This window comes from Sphingomonas sp. (assembly GCF_051962185.1).
Taxonomy (GTDB): domain Bacteria; phylum Pseudomonadota; class Alphaproteobacteria; order Sphingomonadales; family Sphingomonadaceae; genus Sphingomonas.
Map to the genome: position 1 here is coordinate 1 of NZ_JBQCCN010000270.1, position 16,568 is coordinate 16,568.

The 16,568-nt window shown below is 67.8% G+C and carries 16 protein-coding genes and 1 tRNA gene; 9 read left to right on the forward strand and 8 right to left on the reverse strand.

Going from position 1 to position 16,568, the window contains the following annotated elements; genetic code table 11:
* Positions 1-253 precede the first annotated feature (253 nt).
* Genes ACTHJR_RS16970 through ftsE form a run of 4 tightly spaced genes read right to left on the reverse strand, consistent with a single transcriptional unit; the run spans position 254 to position 3,093 of the window.
* Positions 254-949 carry a lysophospholipid acyltransferase family protein gene (locus tag ACTHJR_RS16970; protein ID WP_440524464.1) on the reverse strand — a complete coding sequence of 232 codons (696 nt, stop codon included), beginning with the start codon at positions 947-949 and terminating at the stop codon, positions 254-256.
* A gap of 7 nt (positions 950-956) precedes the next feature.
* Complete coding sequence (locus ACTHJR_RS16975) at positions 957-1,493, reverse strand: YdcF family protein (protein WP_440524482.1); 537 nt, start codon at positions 1,491-1,493, stop codon at positions 957-959.
* Positions 1,493-2,386, reverse strand: coding sequence for a cell division protein FtsX (locus ACTHJR_RS16980; protein WP_440524465.1), 894 nt, complete (start codon positions 2,384-2,386; stop codon positions 1,493-1,495). The genes ACTHJR_RS16975 and ACTHJR_RS16980 overlap by 1 nt, the downstream gene beginning before the upstream one ends.
* Positions 2,383-3,093, reverse strand: coding sequence for a cell division ATP-binding protein FtsE (gene ftsE / locus ACTHJR_RS16985; RefSeq protein ID WP_440524466.1), 711 nt, complete (start codon positions 3,091-3,093; stop codon positions 2,383-2,385). Before ftsE ends, ACTHJR_RS16980 begins: the two co-directional genes overlap by 4 nt.
* A gap of 167 nt (positions 3,094-3,260) precedes the next feature.
* On the opposite strand from ftsE, the gene ACTHJR_RS16990 reads away from it, so the two are divergent.
* From ACTHJR_RS16990 to ACTHJR_RS17000, 3 genes are all read left to right on the forward strand, one after another.
* Positions 3,261-3,980, forward strand: a complete 720-nt coding sequence (locus tag ACTHJR_RS16990) for an MJ0042-type zinc finger domain-containing protein (RefSeq protein WP_440524467.1) — start codon at positions 3,261-3,263, stop codon at positions 3,978-3,980.
* 137 nt (positions 3,981-4,117) lie between these two features.
* Positions 4,118-4,204 (forward strand) — tRNA-Leu (locus ACTHJR_RS16995).
* Between the two features lie 165 nt (positions 4,205-4,369).
* Positions 4,370-5,230, forward strand: a complete 861-nt coding sequence (locus ACTHJR_RS17000; protein ID WP_440524469.1) for a rhamnogalacturonan acetylesterase — start codon at positions 4,370-4,372, stop codon at positions 5,228-5,230.
* Between the two features lie 144 nt (positions 5,231-5,374).
* On the opposite strand, the gene ACTHJR_RS17005 is transcribed toward ACTHJR_RS17000, so the two are convergent.
* From ACTHJR_RS17005 to ACTHJR_RS17020, 4 genes are all read right to left on the reverse strand, one after another.
* Positions 5,375-6,679: an MFS transporter gene (locus ACTHJR_RS17005; RefSeq protein WP_440524470.1), complete on the reverse strand. Its 1,305-nt coding sequence runs from the start codon at positions 6,677-6,679 to the stop codon at positions 5,375-5,377.
* Positions 6,680-6,708: 29 nt separating this feature from the next.
* Positions 6,709-7,503 (reverse strand): 2-keto-4-pentenoate hydratase, encoded by a 795-nt coding sequence (locus tag ACTHJR_RS17010; RefSeq protein WP_440524472.1) that lies wholly within the window; start codon positions 7,501-7,503, stop codon positions 6,709-6,711.
* Positions 7,504-7,601: 98 nt separating this feature from the next.
* Positions 7,602-9,035, reverse strand: coding sequence for a mannitol dehydrogenase family protein (locus ACTHJR_RS17015; protein ID WP_440524474.1), 1,434 nt, complete (start codon positions 9,033-9,035; stop codon positions 7,602-7,604).
* Positions 9,032-10,510 (reverse strand): UxaA family hydrolase, encoded by a 1,479-nt coding sequence (locus ACTHJR_RS17020; RefSeq protein ID WP_440524475.1) that lies wholly within the window; start codon positions 10,508-10,510, stop codon positions 9,032-9,034. The genes ACTHJR_RS17015 and ACTHJR_RS17020 overlap by 4 nt, the downstream gene beginning before the upstream one ends.
* 110 nt (positions 10,511-10,620) lie before the next feature.
* Here ACTHJR_RS17020 and ACTHJR_RS17025 point away from each other — a divergent pair, with 110 nt between their 5' ends.
* The 6 genes from ACTHJR_RS17025 to ACTHJR_RS17050 all read left to right on the forward strand — a co-directional run.
* Positions 10,621-11,655, forward strand: coding sequence for a LacI family DNA-binding transcriptional regulator (locus ACTHJR_RS17025; RefSeq protein ID WP_440524476.1), 1,035 nt, complete (start codon positions 10,621-10,623; stop codon positions 11,653-11,655).
* Positions 11,656-11,738: 83 nt separating this feature from the next.
* Positions 11,739-13,181, forward strand: coding sequence for a glucuronate isomerase (gene uxaC, locus ACTHJR_RS17030; protein WP_440524477.1), 1,443 nt, complete (start codon positions 11,739-11,741; stop codon positions 13,179-13,181).
* 18 nt (positions 13,182-13,199) lie between these two features.
* The gene (gene kduI, locus ACTHJR_RS17035; RefSeq protein ID WP_440524478.1) at positions 13,200-14,039 is read left to right on the forward strand and encodes a 5-dehydro-4-deoxy-D-glucuronate isomerase; all 840 of its coding nucleotides are present in this window, start codon (positions 13,200-13,202) and stop codon (positions 14,037-14,039) included.
* 142 nt (positions 14,040-14,181) lie between these two features.
* Positions 14,182-14,937, forward strand: coding sequence for a 2-dehydro-3-deoxy-D-gluconate 5-dehydrogenase KduD (gene kduD, locus ACTHJR_RS17040; RefSeq protein ID WP_440524479.1), 756 nt, complete (start codon positions 14,182-14,184; stop codon positions 14,935-14,937).
* Between the two features lie 130 nt (positions 14,938-15,067).
* A complete protein-coding gene (locus ACTHJR_RS17045) occupies positions 15,068-16,075 on the forward strand; it encodes a sugar kinase (protein ID WP_440524480.1) in 1,008 nt (335 codons plus the stop codon).
* Positions 16,062-16,568, forward strand: a 507-nt coding sequence (locus tag ACTHJR_RS17050) for a carboxylesterase family protein (protein WP_440524481.1), incomplete at its 3' end; no start/stop codon positions are given. The genes ACTHJR_RS17045 and ACTHJR_RS17050, both read left to right, overlap by 14 nt.

Below are 16,568 nucleotides of genomic sequence, written 5' to 3' on the forward strand. Positions count from 1 at the left end.
AGGGCAATCGCATATGGAAATTTTCGATTCCGATCGTACACGAAGAGCCCCGTTTGGATTCGAAAATTGCAGGTCGCCGACGCGTCGGATTCGAAACATGCGCCCGAGCATCGATTTCGCGCCATATGCGATTGCCCTGCCGTTTACGGGGAGGGGGACCATCGCGAAGCGATGGTGGAGGGGGTTCGCCGCACGCTATTCGCCCGCTGCACGCCCCCTCCACCATCCGCTGGCACGAATGGTCCCCTCCCCGCTAGCGGGGAGGAATTTGCTCCAGCGCGTTGATCGCTTCACGCACGCGCGCCTCGATCTCCGCGCGCGGCAAGCCTGGCGGGATCGCCTCGCTGAAGCGGAAAGTGACGACGCCGGCGCGTTTCAGCCCACCCTTGGGCCACAGCAGCCCGACATCGGTCGCGATCGGCACCACCGGCAGGCCGAGCATCTTGTAGAGGCCGGCGAATCCCGACTTTAACTCGGGCTGCTCGCCCGGCTTCACCCGCGTGCCTTCGGGAAAGATCATCACCGACCGCCCGCTTTCGCGTGCCGCCGCCGCCTCGCGCATCAGGTGCCGCAGCGCCGCCGACGAGGCGGTGCGGTCGACCAAGATCACTCCGTAGCGCTTCGCCGCCCAGCCCCAGATCGGGATGCGCGCGAATTCGCGGCGCATGATCGTCGCAGGCGCGCCCAGTTCGAGCACCAGTTCGATCGGTTCGAATAGCGACTGGTGCTTGCCGGCATAGAAGACCTGGCCCGAGGGCCGCGGTCCTTCGTAACGAACCCTGATGCCGAGCAGCCAGCGCACACACCAGCGATGGAACGCCGCCCAGCCCTGCGCATAAGCGATCAGCGCGCGCTTGCCGAACAGCGCCGACAAGGGGACGAACAGCACGATCGGCAACGACAGGCCGTAGAAGACGATCGCGAAGACGATATTGCGGACCAGGGTCAAGGCGCACTCACTGGCCCATCCCGAGCCACAAGGCGACCCGTCGCAGCAGCAGCTTGTTATATTCGACGATCAGCACGCCCAGCGCCGCGTCGCCCTGGACGCCATCGTCGATCACCGTCACGTCGCCACCGAGCGCCGCTTCCAATTCCATCCGCGCGCGCGCCATGTGCCAGTCGGAGGTCACCAGCCGGACCGACTTGTAGCGATGATCGCGCACCCATTTGGCGGTTTCCTCGCCGTTCGAGCGGGTGTCGACCGCTTCGTGCCCGAGATCGACGCAGCAAGCGAACAACGTCAGCGGTACCTGGTATTTGATCGCCAGATCGATCGGCCGAACCCCGGGCGCGGCGCCGCTGATCAGCAACCGCTGTGCCTGGTGTCCGGCGATCAGCGCGAGGCCGCGATCGATCCGCCCCGGCGCGCCGGTCGGCACCACGATGGCGTCGGTCTTCGCGTCGCCCAACGGACGCGGCAAGGTCAGCATGAACAGCACGAAGCCGAGCACATAGACGAGAGCGGCAATGGCGATCAGGCGGCGGACGATCATTGCACGCGCCTCAGCCGCCCCAGCACCGCGATGCGCGCCGCGACAGTCGCTACCACGGCGAACAGGATGGGCAGCAAGGCGAGCAACAACCAGTCGCCGCGCATCAGCACGCCACCCGACAGCAATTCGGAGCCCAACCCGGCCATCTGCCCCGTCACCAGCCAGATCGCCAGCATCGCCGCGAGCGTGCCGATCACTCCGCCGACCATCGTGTCGAGCGCGATGCGCCGTTGAAACAGGCGCGCGACCTGGACGTCGGTCGAGCCGAGCATGTGGAGGATCGCGATCGTATCGCGATGCGTTTCCAGCCCCGCGCGCGCCGCCAGCAGTACGACCGCGGTGGTCGCCGCCGCCATCAGCAGCACCATCGCCACCGCGCCATAGATCAGCGTCCGCATGAAACCGGCGACCGGCGACAGCCAGCGCGACTGGCTGTCGACCCGCGCGGTCGGCGCCGCGGCGCGCACCCCGGCCGCGACCCGCGCCGCCGCTTCTTCGCTCGGCACGCTGAGGTCGACATCGATCAACGCGGGGATCGGCACATCGGCATCGTCCGACGCGTCGCCGAGCCACGGCCGCAACAATTCGGTCAGCCGCGTGCGGTCGACCAGCTCGGCATGGCGCACCGCGGGCATTTCCTGGAGCGCCGCCAGTACCGCGCGCGCATCGCGATCTCGCGCCGCCGGGTCGGCGGTGACTACCTGCACGGTCAGCCGCCCGGCGAGCTGGCGGTCGAGCGCGCTCGCCGCGTTGACCGTGCCCAGCCCGAGCGCCGCCGCCAGCACGGTCAGGAACAGCATGATCGCCATGATCCAGGTCATCGCGCGCGTGCCGCGGCGGTCGTCGAGCACGCGGCGGTCGGCGGCGGTCGAGAACATCGCCACGCTCACGCCGCCGGCGCCTTGGGCGGGTTGCGCAGCGCGCCGGTCGGGTCGAGCAGCCGCCCGGCCTCGATCCGCATCATATGCGCGTTCTGGACACGGCCTAGCAGGTGGAAGTCGTGCGTCGCCACCACCACCGTCGTGCCGAGCCGGTTGAGCGATTCGAACAGATGGAGCAGGCGCGCCGCCATGTCGGGATCGACGTTACCGGTCGGCTCGTCCGCGACCAGGATCTCCGGCCGGCCGATCACCGCGCGGGCGATCGCGATGCGTTGCTGCTCGCCGCCCGACAAAGTGGGTGGGGTGGCATGGCCGCGCTCGGAAAGGCCGACCCAGGCGAGCATCTCGCGCACCGGCGCCTCGACATCGCTTTCGGGCACGCCCGACAGGCGCAGCGGCAGCGCGATATTGTCGAATGCCGAGAGATGCGGGACCAGCCGGAAGTCCTGGAACACCACGCCGATGCGGCGGCGGAAGCCAGGCAGGCGCTTGCGCGGCAAGGCGCCGGCATCCTCTCCGAACAGACGAATGGTGCCGTGCGTCGGCCGCTGGGCGAGATAGATCAGCTTGAGGAGCGAGGTCTTGCCGGCGCCCGACTGGCCGGTCAGGAAATAGAAGCCGCCCGATGCCAGGGTGAAATCGAGGCCGGACAAGGTATCGGCATCGCTGACCGGATACCGCAGCCCCACATTCTCGAACTGCACGATGTTCGCCATGCCGGCGTTAGCTACCCGCTTGTACCCTGCCCCGCCAGCGCCATCGCACGTAACCCGTTCCCGCTTCAAGGTGGGCAGCGGCGCCGCAAGGCTTGCCGCACTCCCGCGCGCCGCTTAGGGATTGCATCAAAGGGGCCGCACGACGACGGCTCGGTGCGGACGACGATATGATCCTCGAATGCAGCGAATGCCACACGCGGTACCTGGTCCCCGACAATGCGATCGGGGCGGAAGGGCGCACCGTGCGCTGCGCCAAGTGCAAGCATAGCTGGTTCCAGACCCCCGCTGCGCTAGAACTGCCGGCTGCCGCCGCGCTCGCGCCCAAACCGGCGCCGTCCGTGGCCGAGCCAGTCGCCGCCCCGCCGCCGCCGATCGCGGCCCCGGCTACGACGGCCAGCGACCCGGATTACGACCCCTTCGCGCACGAGCCGCCGTTCCGCCCGCGCCGCAACCCGGCGCGATTGTGGACGATCGCCGCGGTCACCGCCGGCGTGGTGATGCTAGCCGCCGCGGCCGCCTTGCTGTTCTTCAACGTCCCCAGCCTGGCGACCTGGCTCGGTATCCCGGCGAGTGGCGGGCCGACCCCGCTGACCTTCGTCAACGTCAAGCCGCCCGACCGGCGCGACTTGCCGACCGGCAGCCAATTGTTCGCGGTCGGCGGCCAGATCCACAATCCCAGCGCCCAGCGCCAGCCGATCCCCGACATCCGCGTCGAATTGTACGACGCGCCCAAGGGCGGCCGGATGGTCTATAGCTGGACGATCAAGCCCGACCAGCCGACCATCGCGCCGGGCGGGACGATCGACTTCTACAGCGGCAAGCTCGACGTGCCGGCCAATTCGAAGAACATGAAGCTCACCTTCGCGGCCGCCACGCCGGACGGCTGACGCGGATCGGCAAGCGCGCCGGGATAAACACCGCCCGATAAACGTCGCCCGGATAAACACCGGTTGCGTCGCCCTGATCGCTTTGCTAGGGGCCCTCGCCTGCCAGCCAGCGGCACGTCCGCCGGCATCTTTCACGTGCGGTCGTGGCGGAACTGGTAGACGCGCAACGTTGAGGTCGTTGTGTCCGAAAGGACGTGGAAGTTCGAGTCTTCTCGACCGCACCAGAAAGTCCCCTGACAGTGGACTGATCGAACCGGAGCCGGCCTGTGGGGCCGGTTTCCGCGCGTCGCATGATCGGCGCCGACATCCCCCCTCCATCACCCGTTGACGCTTTTCAGCCGATTGCACCGGTGATATGGACACCGGTGTCATAGAAGCGGGAGAGAATGATGCTGGGACTGGTCGCGGGTCTGTTGCTCCAGGCTGCCGGCAGCGCCGCGGCGCCGGTGCCTGCGACGCCGCCGCAGGACCCGCCGGTGGTGCGGATCAAGCCGTCCAAGATCATCCTGGTCGGGGATTCGACCACGCAAGTGAACAGCGGTTGGGGCGGCAGCTTTTGCGGCACGCGGGTCACCTCGTTCGCCGCCTGTCTCAACCTCGCGCGCGGCGGGCGCAGCACCAAGAGCTATCGCACGGAGGGATCGTGGGACCTCGCGCTCAGCGAGATGAAGACGCCGGGCTATGTCGACACCTGGGTGCTGATCCAGTTCGGGCATAACGACCAGCCGGGCAAGCCGGGCCGCTCGACCGACCTCGCGACCGAATTCCCCGCCAATCTCAAACGCTATGTCGAGGAGACGCGCGCGGCCGGCGCCACGCCGATTCTGGTCACGCCACTGACCCGTCGCTTCTTCAAGCAGGGCCGGATCACGCGCGACCTCGATCCCTGGGCCGAGGCGGTGCGCACGGTGGCGAAGGAGATGAACGTGCCGTTGGTCGATCTCAACGCGCGTTCCGCGGCGATCGTCCAGGCGATGGGCCCGGTCATGGCCGGCCATTATTCGCTGGGCATTCCCGATGCCGACGTCGTCGCGGCCGCGCTGGGCGGCAACAGCGGCGAGAAGCCGGTCGGCCCCAAGCCTCCCGCGCCGCCCAAAACCAGTGCCGACGGCCTGCCGCGCGTCGCGGTGCGCGGCGACGGGTTCGATTACACCCACCTCAACCGCGACGGCGCCGATCTGTTCGCCGGCGTGATGGCGGACGAGCTCGCGGTGGTCGTGCCCAGGATGCGGCCGATCCTGATTCCGTAGAGTTCATCCACGTCTTCTTACTCTACGCCTCCCCGGCGAAGGCCGGGGAAGCGTAAATGCTGCTCAGGCCATTCAACCTCGACACAAAAACGCGCGGCAGCGGGGTACCGCGGCCGCGCGCCTTTATGCGAACCGAACGCCGCCTCAACTGATGCTGGCGCGTTCCAGTCTCGGCGACAGCACATGGATCAACGCCAGCGCGATGAAATATGCCGCGCCCGCCAATGCAAACAGCGGCGCATAGGTGCCCAGCCGGTCGAGCACGTCGCCGGCGTAGAGCGCGAACACCATCCCGCCGACCGCGCCAACCGTGCCGCCGATGCCGATCACCGAACCCACCGCGAAGCGCGGGAACAGGTCCGACGGCAAGGCGTAGAGATTGGCCGAGAACGCCTGGTGCGCGGCAGCCGCGACACCGATGATCAGCACGCTGACCCATAGGTTGCCGACCGAGGTCGCGAAAACGACGGGGAGCACGCACACGGCGCAGATCAGCATGGTCAGCTTGCGCGCGCGGTTGACCGAGGCGCCCGCCGCCAGCATCCGCCCCGAGATCCAGCCGCCGACCACGCTGCCGGCGTCGGAAATCAGATAGATCGCCGCGAGCGCGAACACCGCGGTCGGCGTTTTCCATTGCGTCAGATCGAGATGGTAATGCTTGCCGAGATAGCTCGGCAGCCAGAACAGATAGAACCACCAGATCGGGTCGATGCAGAATTTGCCGAGCGCGAACGCCCAAGTTTCGCGGCGGCGCAGCAGTTCGAGCCAATTGACCTTGACCGGCGGATCGACCGGGTCCTGCTCGATATAAGCGGCCTCCGCCTCGCTGACCTTGGGATGCTGGCGCGGCGAATCGCGGAAGATCGCCAGCCAGGCGATCACCCAGGCGATGCCGAGCACGCCCGATACGACGAAGGTCATCCGCCAGCCGAACGAGGGCAGCATCATCCAAATCAGGAACGGCGCGGCGATCGCCCCGACGTTGGAGCCGGCATTGAAGATGCCGATCGCCAGCGCGCGCTCGCGCACCGGGAACCAGTTCGCCACCGCCTTGACGCCGCCGGGGAAATTCCCCGATTCGCCGATGCCCAGCCCGAACCGCGCCATTGCGAATTGCGTGACCGAATAGACGCCGCCATGGGCGATATGGGCGATCGTCCAGATGATGACCGCGACAGCATAACCCAGGCGCGCGCCGATCCAGTCGACCACCTTGCCGAACGCGAGATAGCCGACCGCATAGGCGACCTGGAACCAGAAGACGATGTCGCCGTAATCGCGTTCCGACCAATGCAGGTCCTGCGACAGCAGCGGCTTCAACAAGCCGATCATCTGGCGATCGACGTAATTGATCGCGGTCGCCGCGAAGAGCAGCCCGACAATCACCCAGCGATAGCGACCGATACGGCTATCCACCTGCCCGGCGCCCGGCATCCCGGCTGTCGCCATCCTCTCTCTCCTGCCTAAAAAACAGCCTCTTAGCGGGCCTTGATCGTGCATTCGACCGTCAAGCGGTCATCGAATCTCGCCTCGACGCGGTCGCCGATCCGCACCGGATGTACCCCGGTTACGGCGCCGGTCGAAATCCATTGACCGGCCTCCAGCGCGATCCCGCGCGCCGCCATCAGCTCGAACAGGAAGCGCGCGGCGCCGAACGGGCCGTCGAGCATCGTCGCGGTGGTCGCGGCGCCCGCGCGTTCACCCTCGACCCACAGTTCGACCGGCCAGGTATTGAAATCGATGTCGCGCCACCCGTCGATCGCCGCACCGACGATCAGGCCGTTATTGTTGCCGAAATCGGAAATCGTCACCGGCGCACCATGATCGTTGATCCCGGGGAAGGGCGAGCTGGCGATCTCGATCCCGACATGCACCGCGTCGATCAACGCGCGGGCCTCGTCGATCGTATAATGCGTCTTGGCGGGGTCGGGCGCCGCCGCGATCCGCAGCAGGAATTCGGATTCGGCGGCGGCGAAGCCCTCGGCGAACACCGGCATCGCGATCGGCGATCCGTCGGCGATCACCACCTGATCGATGAAGATCGGGCCGGCAAGACGGTTGACGGTGCCGATCGGCGGATTGATCCGCCCGACCTTCCAGCCCGCGACCACGCCGCCGGTGAGTTCGAGCGCGGCGTCCTGCACCTTATAGGCGTCGTCGAGCGCGGCGGGCATGTCGCCGGGATAATCGGGCAGCGCGTGGCCGGCGCGGCGGGCGCCGACGAACGAGCGGGCGATACGTGTGATATTGTCGACGTTATCGTCTGGCTGCACCGCCGAACCCCTCCATCGCCCTGCGGCCGAATGCCGGGGCTCGTGTCGTTGCGAGATGCGTATGGGAAACCGGTGTCAATGACAAGCCCGTCGCACTGTCAGGCGGACATCTTCTGTGCGATTTCTCCGCGAAAGGCGGCCTCCGCGGCCGTTTTCAGCGCTGCGACCAGCGCCATGTCGCTGGTGATCTCGGTGGGAAGCCCCAGTCCTTCGGCGATCAATCCCTCGATCACGCGCGCCGGACTGTCGGCCATCGCCAGCGCGGCGAGCCGGTCGCCCGCCGGGTCGATAATCGCCGCGCCGTCGCGTGCCCGCCGCATCAGGAAAGCGACCCACGCCCCCAATGCCGCGACGACGTGACGCGGCAAGCGGCCGGCGGCACGATTGGCGAGCAACGTGTCGCCGAGCCGGTACGGCAGCTTCTGCGATCCGTCCTGCGCGATTTGATCGAGCCGGTGGACGATCGCCGGGTTGGCGAAGCGCCGCAGCACCGCATCGGCATAGGCTTGAAGGTCCAGGCCGGGCACGGGCGGCAGCATCGGAATGATGTCCTCACGGATCATCGCATCGACGAAGCTTGCCAAGGCCGCGTCGCGCATCGCCTCCGCGACGCTGGCATGGCCGCGCAGCAGCCCGACATAAGCGAGCGTCGAATGCGCACCATTGAGGATACGAAGCTTGGCACGTTCATAGCCGCCGACGTCCCCGGTCAGCGTCGCACCGACCGCGGCGAGATCGGGCAGGCCGCCGATGTCCTCGATCACCCATTGCGCGAAAGCCTCGCGCTGGACCGCGGCGCGATCCTCGACGCCCAGCGCCGCCGCGGCATCGGCATAGAGCGCATCGGCCGAGGCGGGGGTGATCGCATCGCCCATGGTCGAGGGCACCCGGACCTCGTTCGCAATCCAGTCGCCGAGGCCGGGATCGAGCGCGCGTCCGAACGTCACGAGGGCGGCATGAAGCTTGGCGCCGTTCGACGCGAGATTGTCGCACGGCATCGGCAGGTACGGTGCGACGCCGGCTGCCCGGCGCGCGGCGAGGCCGGCGACGATCCAGCCGATCACGCTGGCCGGCACCGCGGGCCGCGCGAGGTCATGGACGATATCGGGATGGCCGACGTCGAGCGTGCCGTCGGCGGCGAGGCAATAGCCCTTTTCGGTCACCGTCGTGGTGACCAGCCGCGTCTCCGGCACCGCGAGCAGCGCCTGCGTCCGCGACGCGTCTTGCGGCCCGAGAAATTCGGTATGCGCGCCGATCACGCGCATGCCCGGCTCGGCATCGCGGATCGCCAGCGTGTAGAAACCGTCCTGGGTCGCCAGTGCCTCGACCGTGCCGTGGCTGCGCAGCGACACGGCGGCGATTCCCCAACTCGGATCATGGTCGAGCAACCGGTCGATATAATCGGCCTGGTGCGCGCGGTGGAACGCGCCCGGCCCGAAATGGACGATGCCGGTGGTGACGCCGGCGCGCGCGCGCGGCGCCTCGATCGCGGTGGGCAAGCCCGCCAGCGTTGCCTTCGACAGCCGAGTCACAGCGTCACACCACGCTTCCAGATCGCGATCTCGCGTTCGCCGTTACGTTCGGCGGCAGTGAGCTCGCCCGACGCGATCGCGCACAGGCGGTCGGTCAGCGCCGCTTCCATCGCCTCGAACCCCTCGTCGAGCACCATGCCGGCGTCGAAATCGATCCAGCCCGGCTTGCGCGCGGCGAGATCGCTGTTCGAGGAAATCTTGACCGTCGGCACCGGAAAACCGAGCGGCGTGCCGCGCCCGGTGGTGAACAGGATCGCGGTCGCCCCCGCCGCCGCCAGCGCGGTCGACGACACCGCGTCGTTGCCCGGCGCTTCGAGCAGGGTGAGGCCGTCGGCGGCGACACGCGCGCCATAGGGAATGACGTCGGCGATCGGTGCGCGGCCGGCCTTCTGCACCGCACCGAGAGATTTCTCCTCGAGCGTGGTGATGCCGCCGGCGATGTTCCCGGGGGACGGATTCTCCGACACCGGCTCGCCGTGATCGAGGAAATATTGCTTGAAGCCGTTGATCACGCCGACGACCTCGTCGAACACCCCGGCGTCGACGGCGCGGTTCATCAGCATCTGCTCGGCGCCGAATATCTCCGGGATTTCGGTCACCAGCACGCGCCCGCCGGTCGCCGCCACGCGATCGGCCACCCGCCCCACCAACGGATTGGAGGTCAGCCCCGACAAGCCGTCCGAGCCGCCACATTTGACCCCGAGCACGAGGTCGGCGAGCGTCGCTTCCGACCGCTCGCATTGCGCCTCGGCCGCCAGCTCCTCGACCAGCGCCACGCCTTCGGCGACTTCATCCCCGGCGAGTTGCGTCGCCAGCGTGCGGATCGCCGGGCGGCGCCATTCGGGTATTTCCTCGAGCAATTTCGCGATCTGGTTGTTCTCGCAGCCCAAGCCGAGAATCAGCACGCCGCCGGCATTGGGATGACAGGCGAGCGAGGCGAGGATCGCGCGCGTGCCCTCGAGATCCTGGCCGAGCTGCGAGCAGCCGAAGGGGTGGATGAAGGCATGCACGCCATCGACCTTGCCGGCCAGGGCGGTTTCCGCCTTGGCCGCGATCCGCTCGGCGGTCCTCGCCACGCAGCCGACAGTGGGCAACACCCAGATCTCGTTGCGCGTGCCGACCCGGCCGTCGGCGCGACGATAGCCCTGGAACGTCGCGTCGCCCGGCGCGAGGTTGGCACGCGGCGCGGGCGCATAGGCATAAGCCTCCTGCCCGGCGAGCGAGGTCGCGAGATTGCCCGAATGAACATGTTCGCCCGACGCGATCGCCGCCGTCGCATGGCCGATCGGGAAGCCGTATTTGATCACCGCCTCGCCCGCCGCGATCGGCGCCAGCGCGATCTTGTGCCCGCGCGGAATCGCCACGGCCGCGGTCACCGGCGCGCCGCCCGCGACCACCGCTTCGCCCGCCGCCACGTCGGCCAGCAGGGTCGCGACATTGTCGCCCGAATCGATCCGCACCGCGTTCGCCGTCATCCGCTCGCCTTCTTGAGAAACCGGTGTCATCTTTTGCCTGCGCTGAGCGTCGGAAGCAAGGCCGGGGCTGAGACTAGCCCCGCGGGCGCCGCGTCGCTATGCCTGTCACGATGGAAAAGACCGGCCAACCGACGATCAACGACGTCGCGCGCATCGCGGGGGTTTCGAAGAAGACCGTCAGCCGCGTGATCAACCGATCGCCGTTGCTCAACGACGATACGCGCAAGAAGGTCGAGGATGTCATCGGCCAGCTCGGTTACATCCCCAATCCGCAGGCGCGCGCGCTCGCGCTCAGGCGCAATTTCCTGATCGGGCTGGTCCACGACAATCCCAACGCGCAGACCGTGATGAACGTCCAGCAGGGCATGCTGGAGGCGATCCACGACAGCGAGTTCGAGATGGTGGTGCGCCCACTCGACCGCGGTTCGGCGACGATGCTCGAGGATCTGCGCCACTTCCTCGAGCGCCAGCGGCTGTTCGGCGTGTTGTTGATGCCGCCGATCAGCGAGAATGACGCGGTCGCCAAATTGTGCACCGACTTGGGCTGCCGCTACGTCCGCATGGGCTCGGCCGAACTCGACGCGCCCGAGCATATGGTGGCGTCGAACGATCGCGAGGCGGTGCGCGAGGCGACGCAGTACCTGATCGCGCAGGGGCATCGCCGAATCGGCCTGGTCGCCGGGCCGCACGGCTTCCGCTCGGCGCGCGAACGCCGCATCGGCTTCGAGGAAGCGATGCGCGACGCCGGCATCTCGCTCCCGCGCAGCATGATCGCGGAAGGCAATTACCGGTTCGAATCGGGGCTGATCGCCGCCGAGCGCCTGCTCGACGTGGTGCCGCGCCCGACCGCGATCTTCTCGTCGAACGACGAGATGGCGGCGGGCGTCATCCACGCCGCCTGCCAGCGCGGGCTGATCGTGCCGCGCGACCTGTCGGTGATCGGGTTCGACGATACCCCGATCGCCGCGCATATGTGGCCGCCGCTGACCACGGTGCGCTGGCCGATCGCCTCGATGGCGCGCTCGGCGGCGCTCAAGCTGATCACCGGCATCGCCGACAATGACGACGATTCGGGCGTGCAGGAGCCGTCGATGTTCCTGTCGACGCTGATCCGCCGCTCGTCGGTGTCGCCGCCGATCGACTGAGATCGCCGGAGGCGGTTGAACTATCCGCTGACACCGGTTACCAGAGCCCTGCTCAAGAGAAGCAGGGAGGATGGAGAAGGCTGATGGCTGGTACGCTGGAGCTGCACCCCGACCGCTTGTTTCCGGCCGATCCGGGCACGCGCGCGATCGCCCGATCGCTGTACGCGGCCGTCGCCGACTCGCCGATCGTCAGCCCGCACGGCCATACCGATCCTGTGTGGTTCGCGACCGACGAGAAATGGACCGACGCGACCAGCCTGCTGCTGGCGCCCGACCATTATCTTTATCGCATGCTCTACAGCCAGGGCGTGGCGCTCGACGCGCTGGCGATCCCGTCGCGTGCCGGCGTGCCGGCGACCGATCCGCGCGCGGCGTGGCGGCTGTTCGCCTCCAACTACCACCTGTTCCGCGGCACGCCGTCGCGGCTGTGGCTCGACCATGTCTTCTCGGTCGTGTTCGGGATCGGGGGCGCGCTCGACGCTTCGACCGCCGATCACTATTTCGACGCGATCGGCGAGAAACTGGCGAGCGACGCCTTCCGCCCGCGTGCCTTGTTCGACCGCTTCCGGATCGATTTCCTCGCGACCACCGAAGGCGCGCAGGATGACCTCTCGCATCACCACGCGATCCATCGCTCGGGCTGGGGCGGCCGTGTCGTCACCACCTATCGCCCCGATGGCGTGATCGACGTCGAGCATGAGGCGTTCAAGCCGGCAATGGAGCGCTTCGCCGAGCTGACCGGCGAGGACGTCTACGACTGGAAGGGCTATCTCCGCGCCCACGCCAAGCGCCGCGCCGATTTCCGCGCCGCCGGCGCCACCGCGACCGATCACGGCCATCCGACCGCCTCGACCGCCAACCTGTCGCCCGACGAGGCCGAGCGCCTATTCCGTACCATCGTCACCGGCACCTGGACCCCGGCCGACGCCGAGCTGTTCCGCGCCCAGATGCTGACCGAGATGGCCGCGATGTCGGCCGAGGACGGGATGGTGATGCAGATCCATCCCGGCGCCTGCCGCAACCACAATGCCGGCCTGTTCGCGAGCCACGGCCGCGACAAGGGCGCCGACATCCCGACGCGGACCGATTACGTCCATGCGCTGAAGCCGCTGCTCGACCGCTTCGGCAACGAGCGCGACCTGTCGATCATCCTCTTCACGCTCGACGAGAGCAGCTATGCGCGCGAGCTCGCCCCGCTCGCCGGCCATTATCCGTGCCTCAAGCTCGGCCCGAGCTGGTGGTTCCACGACAGCCCCGAGGGGATGCGCCGGTTCCGCGAGATGACGACCGAGACCGCGGGTTTCTACAACACCGTCGGATTCAACGACGACACCCGCGCCTTCCTGTCAATCCCGGCGCGGCACGACGTTGCGCGCCGCGTCGATTGCGCTTTCCTCGCCCGCCTGGTCGCCGAGCATCGCCTCCACGATTGGGAAGCAGCCGAGCTGATCCAGGAACTGACCAGCGGCTTGGTGCGCCGCGCCTACAAGATCGACGACCCCCAATTCGCCGCGCGTGCGGCCTGATTCTTAACGGAGAGCCTGATGTTCGACCGCACTTACTACGCGACGCACCCCGACATGATGGAATGCGTGTCCAATGAAGAGTTGCGCGACCGCTATCTCGTCCAGGGCCTGTTCCGCGAGGGCGAGTGCGTGCTCAATTACACCCATGCCGACCGCTTCGTGATCGGCGGCGTCGCGCCGGGCGCCACGCCGGTCAAGCTGCCCGCGCAGACCGAGCCGCCCTCGGCCGCCGGCCATCCCTTCCTCGAGCGCCGCGAGCTGGCGGTGGTCAATATCGGCAAGAATGCCGGCACCGTCACCGTCGATGGCGAGAGCTTCGAACTCGGCAACAAGGATTGCCTCTACATCACGATGGGCGCGACCGACGTCGAGTTCGCCGGCGAAGGTGCGCGCTATTACCTCGCCTCCTGCCCCGCGCACAAAGGCTTCAAGACGCGCAAGCTCGGCATCGCCGACGCCAATGCGCTCGATCGCGGCTCCCTCGAGGAATCGAACGAGCGTACCATCTACCAGCTCGTCATCCCGGGCGTGTGCGACAGCGCGCAGCTCGTCATGGGCCTGACCGTGCTCAAGCCCGGCAGCGTGTGGAACACGATGCCCCCGCACATCCATGAGCGCCGCAGCGAGATCTATTGCTATTTCGAGCTCGACGGCCCGAACGACCGCGTGATGCACTTCATGGGCGAAGGCGAGGCGATGCGGCACATCGTCATGGCGAACGAGGAAGTCGTGATCTCGCCGCCCTGGTCGATCCACATGGGAGCGGGCACCAAGGCCTATGCCTTCATCTGGGCGATGGCGGGCGAGAACCAGGATTATACCGACATGAACGTGCTGGACATCTGCCAGCTGGCTTGAACTGACTCCCCTCCCTGCAAGGGAGGGGCTGGGGGTGGGTGCCGAGCCGAAGGCTCGGTTTCATCGCCAGCGTATCGAGCGACGCTGCGCGTCGCTACCCACCCCTAACCCCTCCCTAGAAGGGAGGGGAATGGAAATGACCATGACCAACCCCTTCGATCTCTCCGGAAAAGTCGCGATCGTCACCGGCGCCAATACCGGGATCGGCCAGGCGATCGCACTGGCGCTGGCCGAGGCCGGCGCCGATGTGGCCGCGGTCGGCCGCACGCCCGCCGAGGACACGGTCGCCAAGGTCCGCGCGCGCGGCCGCCGCGCCGAAATCATCTCGGCCGATCTCTCGACCATCGAACCTGTGCAGAGAGTTGTGGACGAGACTGTGGACAAGCTCGGCGGCCTGCACATCCTGGTCAACAATGCCGGCATCATCCGCCGCGCCGACGCGGTCGATTTCACCGAGGAGGATTGGGACGCGGTGGTCGACACCAACCTCAAGTCGGTGTTCTTCCTTTGCCAGGCGGCGGGCAGGCACATGATCGCGAATGGCGGCGGCAAGATCATAAACATCGCCTCGATGCTGACCTTCCAGGGCGGCATCCGCGTGCCGAGCTACACCGCGTCGAAGAGCGGGATCGGCGGGCTGACCAAATTGCTCGCCAACGAATGGGCGACCAAGGGCGTCAACGTCAACGCGATCGCGCCGGGTTATATCGCGACCAACAACACTGCCGCGCTGCAGGCCGACGAGGTCCGCAACAAGGCGATCCTCGACCGCATCCCGGCGGCGCGCTGGGGCGATGCCAGCGACCTCGGCGGGGCGGCCGTCTTCCTCGCGAGCCGGGCGGCGGATTACGTCCAGGGACACATCCTGGCGGTCGACGGCGGGTGGCTGGCGCGGTGAGCCCCGCCCTCCTCTTCCGTCATGCCGGACTTGTTCCGGCATCCAACGCGCAACTACGGTTGGATTCCATGGTGGAGGGTTGGACCCCGGAACAAGTCCGGGGTGACGGCTTGGATTTGGGGGATCGGTAGTGGGCAAATTCCTGGCTTTCGGCGAAATCATGCTGCGGCTCTCGCCACCGGGCCGTGAGCTGATCCTGCAGACGCCAAAATTCGACGTCTGGGTCGCCGGCGCCGAAGCGAACGTGGCCACCGCGCTCGCCCGGCTCGGCCATGATGTCGGCTTCGTCAGTGCGGTCCCGGCCAACGATCTCGGCGATGCTGCAATCTCGACGTTGCGAAGTCACGGCATCGATACCGCCGGCATCCAGCGCCGCGGCGAGCGGATGGGACTCTATTTCGTCACCTCGGGCGCCGGCATGCGCGCGACCGAAGTGATCTACGACCGCGCGCATTCGAGCTTCGCCGACGCGCCCGCCGACGCCTGGGACTGGGACAGCCTGCTCGCCGGCGTCGATCGCCTCCATCTGTCGGGCATCACCCCGGCACTCGGCCCGGTGCCCGCCCAAGCCGCGATCGCCGCCGCCGAGGCCGCGGGAGCGCGCGGCATCCCGGTCTCGTTCGACGGCAATTGGCGCGGCAAATTGTGGGAACGCTGGGACGGGCGCCCACGCGAAATCCTGTCGCGGCTGGTGGCGCAGGCCGACCTGATGTTCGGCAACCATCGCGACATCGCCTTGCTGCTCGACAAGCCCTTTTCGGCCGATGGCGAGGACCGCCGGCGCGAGGCCGCCGATGCCGCCTTCGCCGCTTTCCCCAAGCTCCAGGCGATCGCCTCGACCGCGCGCCACGTCGAGGATGCCGACCGCCACCGCCTGTCGGCGCGGATCGACACGCGCGACGCGCATGCCCAGTCGGCCGAGATCACGCTCGCCGGCATCGTCGATCGGATCGGCGCGGGCGACGCCTTTGCCGCCGGCGTGCTCCACGCGCTGCGTTCGGGCGGGACGATCGACGATGCCGCGCGCACCGGCCTCGCGCTGACCGCGCTCAAACATTCGCTGCCGGGCGACGCCTCGTTGTTCCGCCAGGCCGATATCGACGCATTTCTCGAAGGGGGTCTGGATGTCCGACGCTGACGGCTGGAACCGCCGTACCATGATCGGCGCCGGCGCGAGCGCCGGGGCGGCGATGCTGCTGTCGGGCGTCGCCCGCGCGGCCGGGGCGCCTTATGTCCGCGCGCCCTCGGGCAATTTCGTCGGCGAGAGCGACCGCGGCGTCACCGCCTTTCGCGGTATCCGCTACGGCGTCGCGCAACGCTTCCGCGCGCCGGTGCCCTATGCCGCTCCGGGCCAGACACGGCAGGTGACGAAATTCGGCCCGGTCTGTCCGCAGAGCGGCCGCTACCAGCCCCAGGCGGAGGATTGCCTCTACCTCAACGTCTGGACCGCGGAGGCCGATCCGGCGGCGAAGAAGCCGGTCATGCTCTACATCCATGGCGGCGCCTATTCGAACGGCAGCGTCACCGACCCATTGAATGACGGCCATAATCTAGCGGCGCGCGGCGACGTGGTGGTGGTGACGGTCAATCACCGGCTCAACGCGTTCGGCTATCTCTATCTCGCGCGGCTC

Excerpts from the sequence above, each read along its gene's own strand:
- uxaC (WP_440524477.1), top strand. The coding sequence starts at position 11,739 with ATGGCTGGTACGCTGGAGCTGCACCCCGACCGCTTGTTTCCGGCCGAT.
- ACTHJR_RS16990 (WP_440524467.1), top strand. The coding sequence starts at position 3,261 with ATGATCCTCGAATGCAGCGAATGCCACACGCGGTACCTGGTCCCCGAC.
- ftsE (WP_440524466.1), bottom strand. The coding sequence starts at position 3,093 with ATGGCGAACATCGTGCAGTTCGAGAATGTGGGGCTGCGGTATCCGGTC.
- kduD (WP_440524479.1), top strand. The coding sequence starts at position 14,182 with ATGACCAACCCCTTCGATCTCTCCGGAAAAGTCGCGATCGTCACCGGC.
- ACTHJR_RS17005 (WP_440524470.1), bottom strand. The coding sequence starts at position 6,679 with ATGGCGACAGCCGGGATGCCGGGCGCCGGGCAGGTGGATAGCCGTATC.
- kduI (WP_440524478.1), top strand. The coding sequence starts at position 13,200 with ATGTTCGACCGCACTTACTACGCGACGCACCCCGACATGATGGAATGC.
- ACTHJR_RS17020 (WP_440524475.1), bottom strand. The coding sequence starts at position 10,510 with ATGACGGCGAACGCGGTGCGGATCGATTCGGGCGACAATGTCGCGACC.
- ACTHJR_RS17000 (WP_440524469.1), top strand. The coding sequence starts at position 4,370 with ATGCTGGGACTGGTCGCGGGTCTGTTGCTCCAGGCTGCCGGCAGCGCC.
- ACTHJR_RS17025 (WP_440524476.1), top strand. The coding sequence starts at position 10,621 with ATGGAAAAGACCGGCCAACCGACGATCAACGACGTCGCGCGCATCGCG.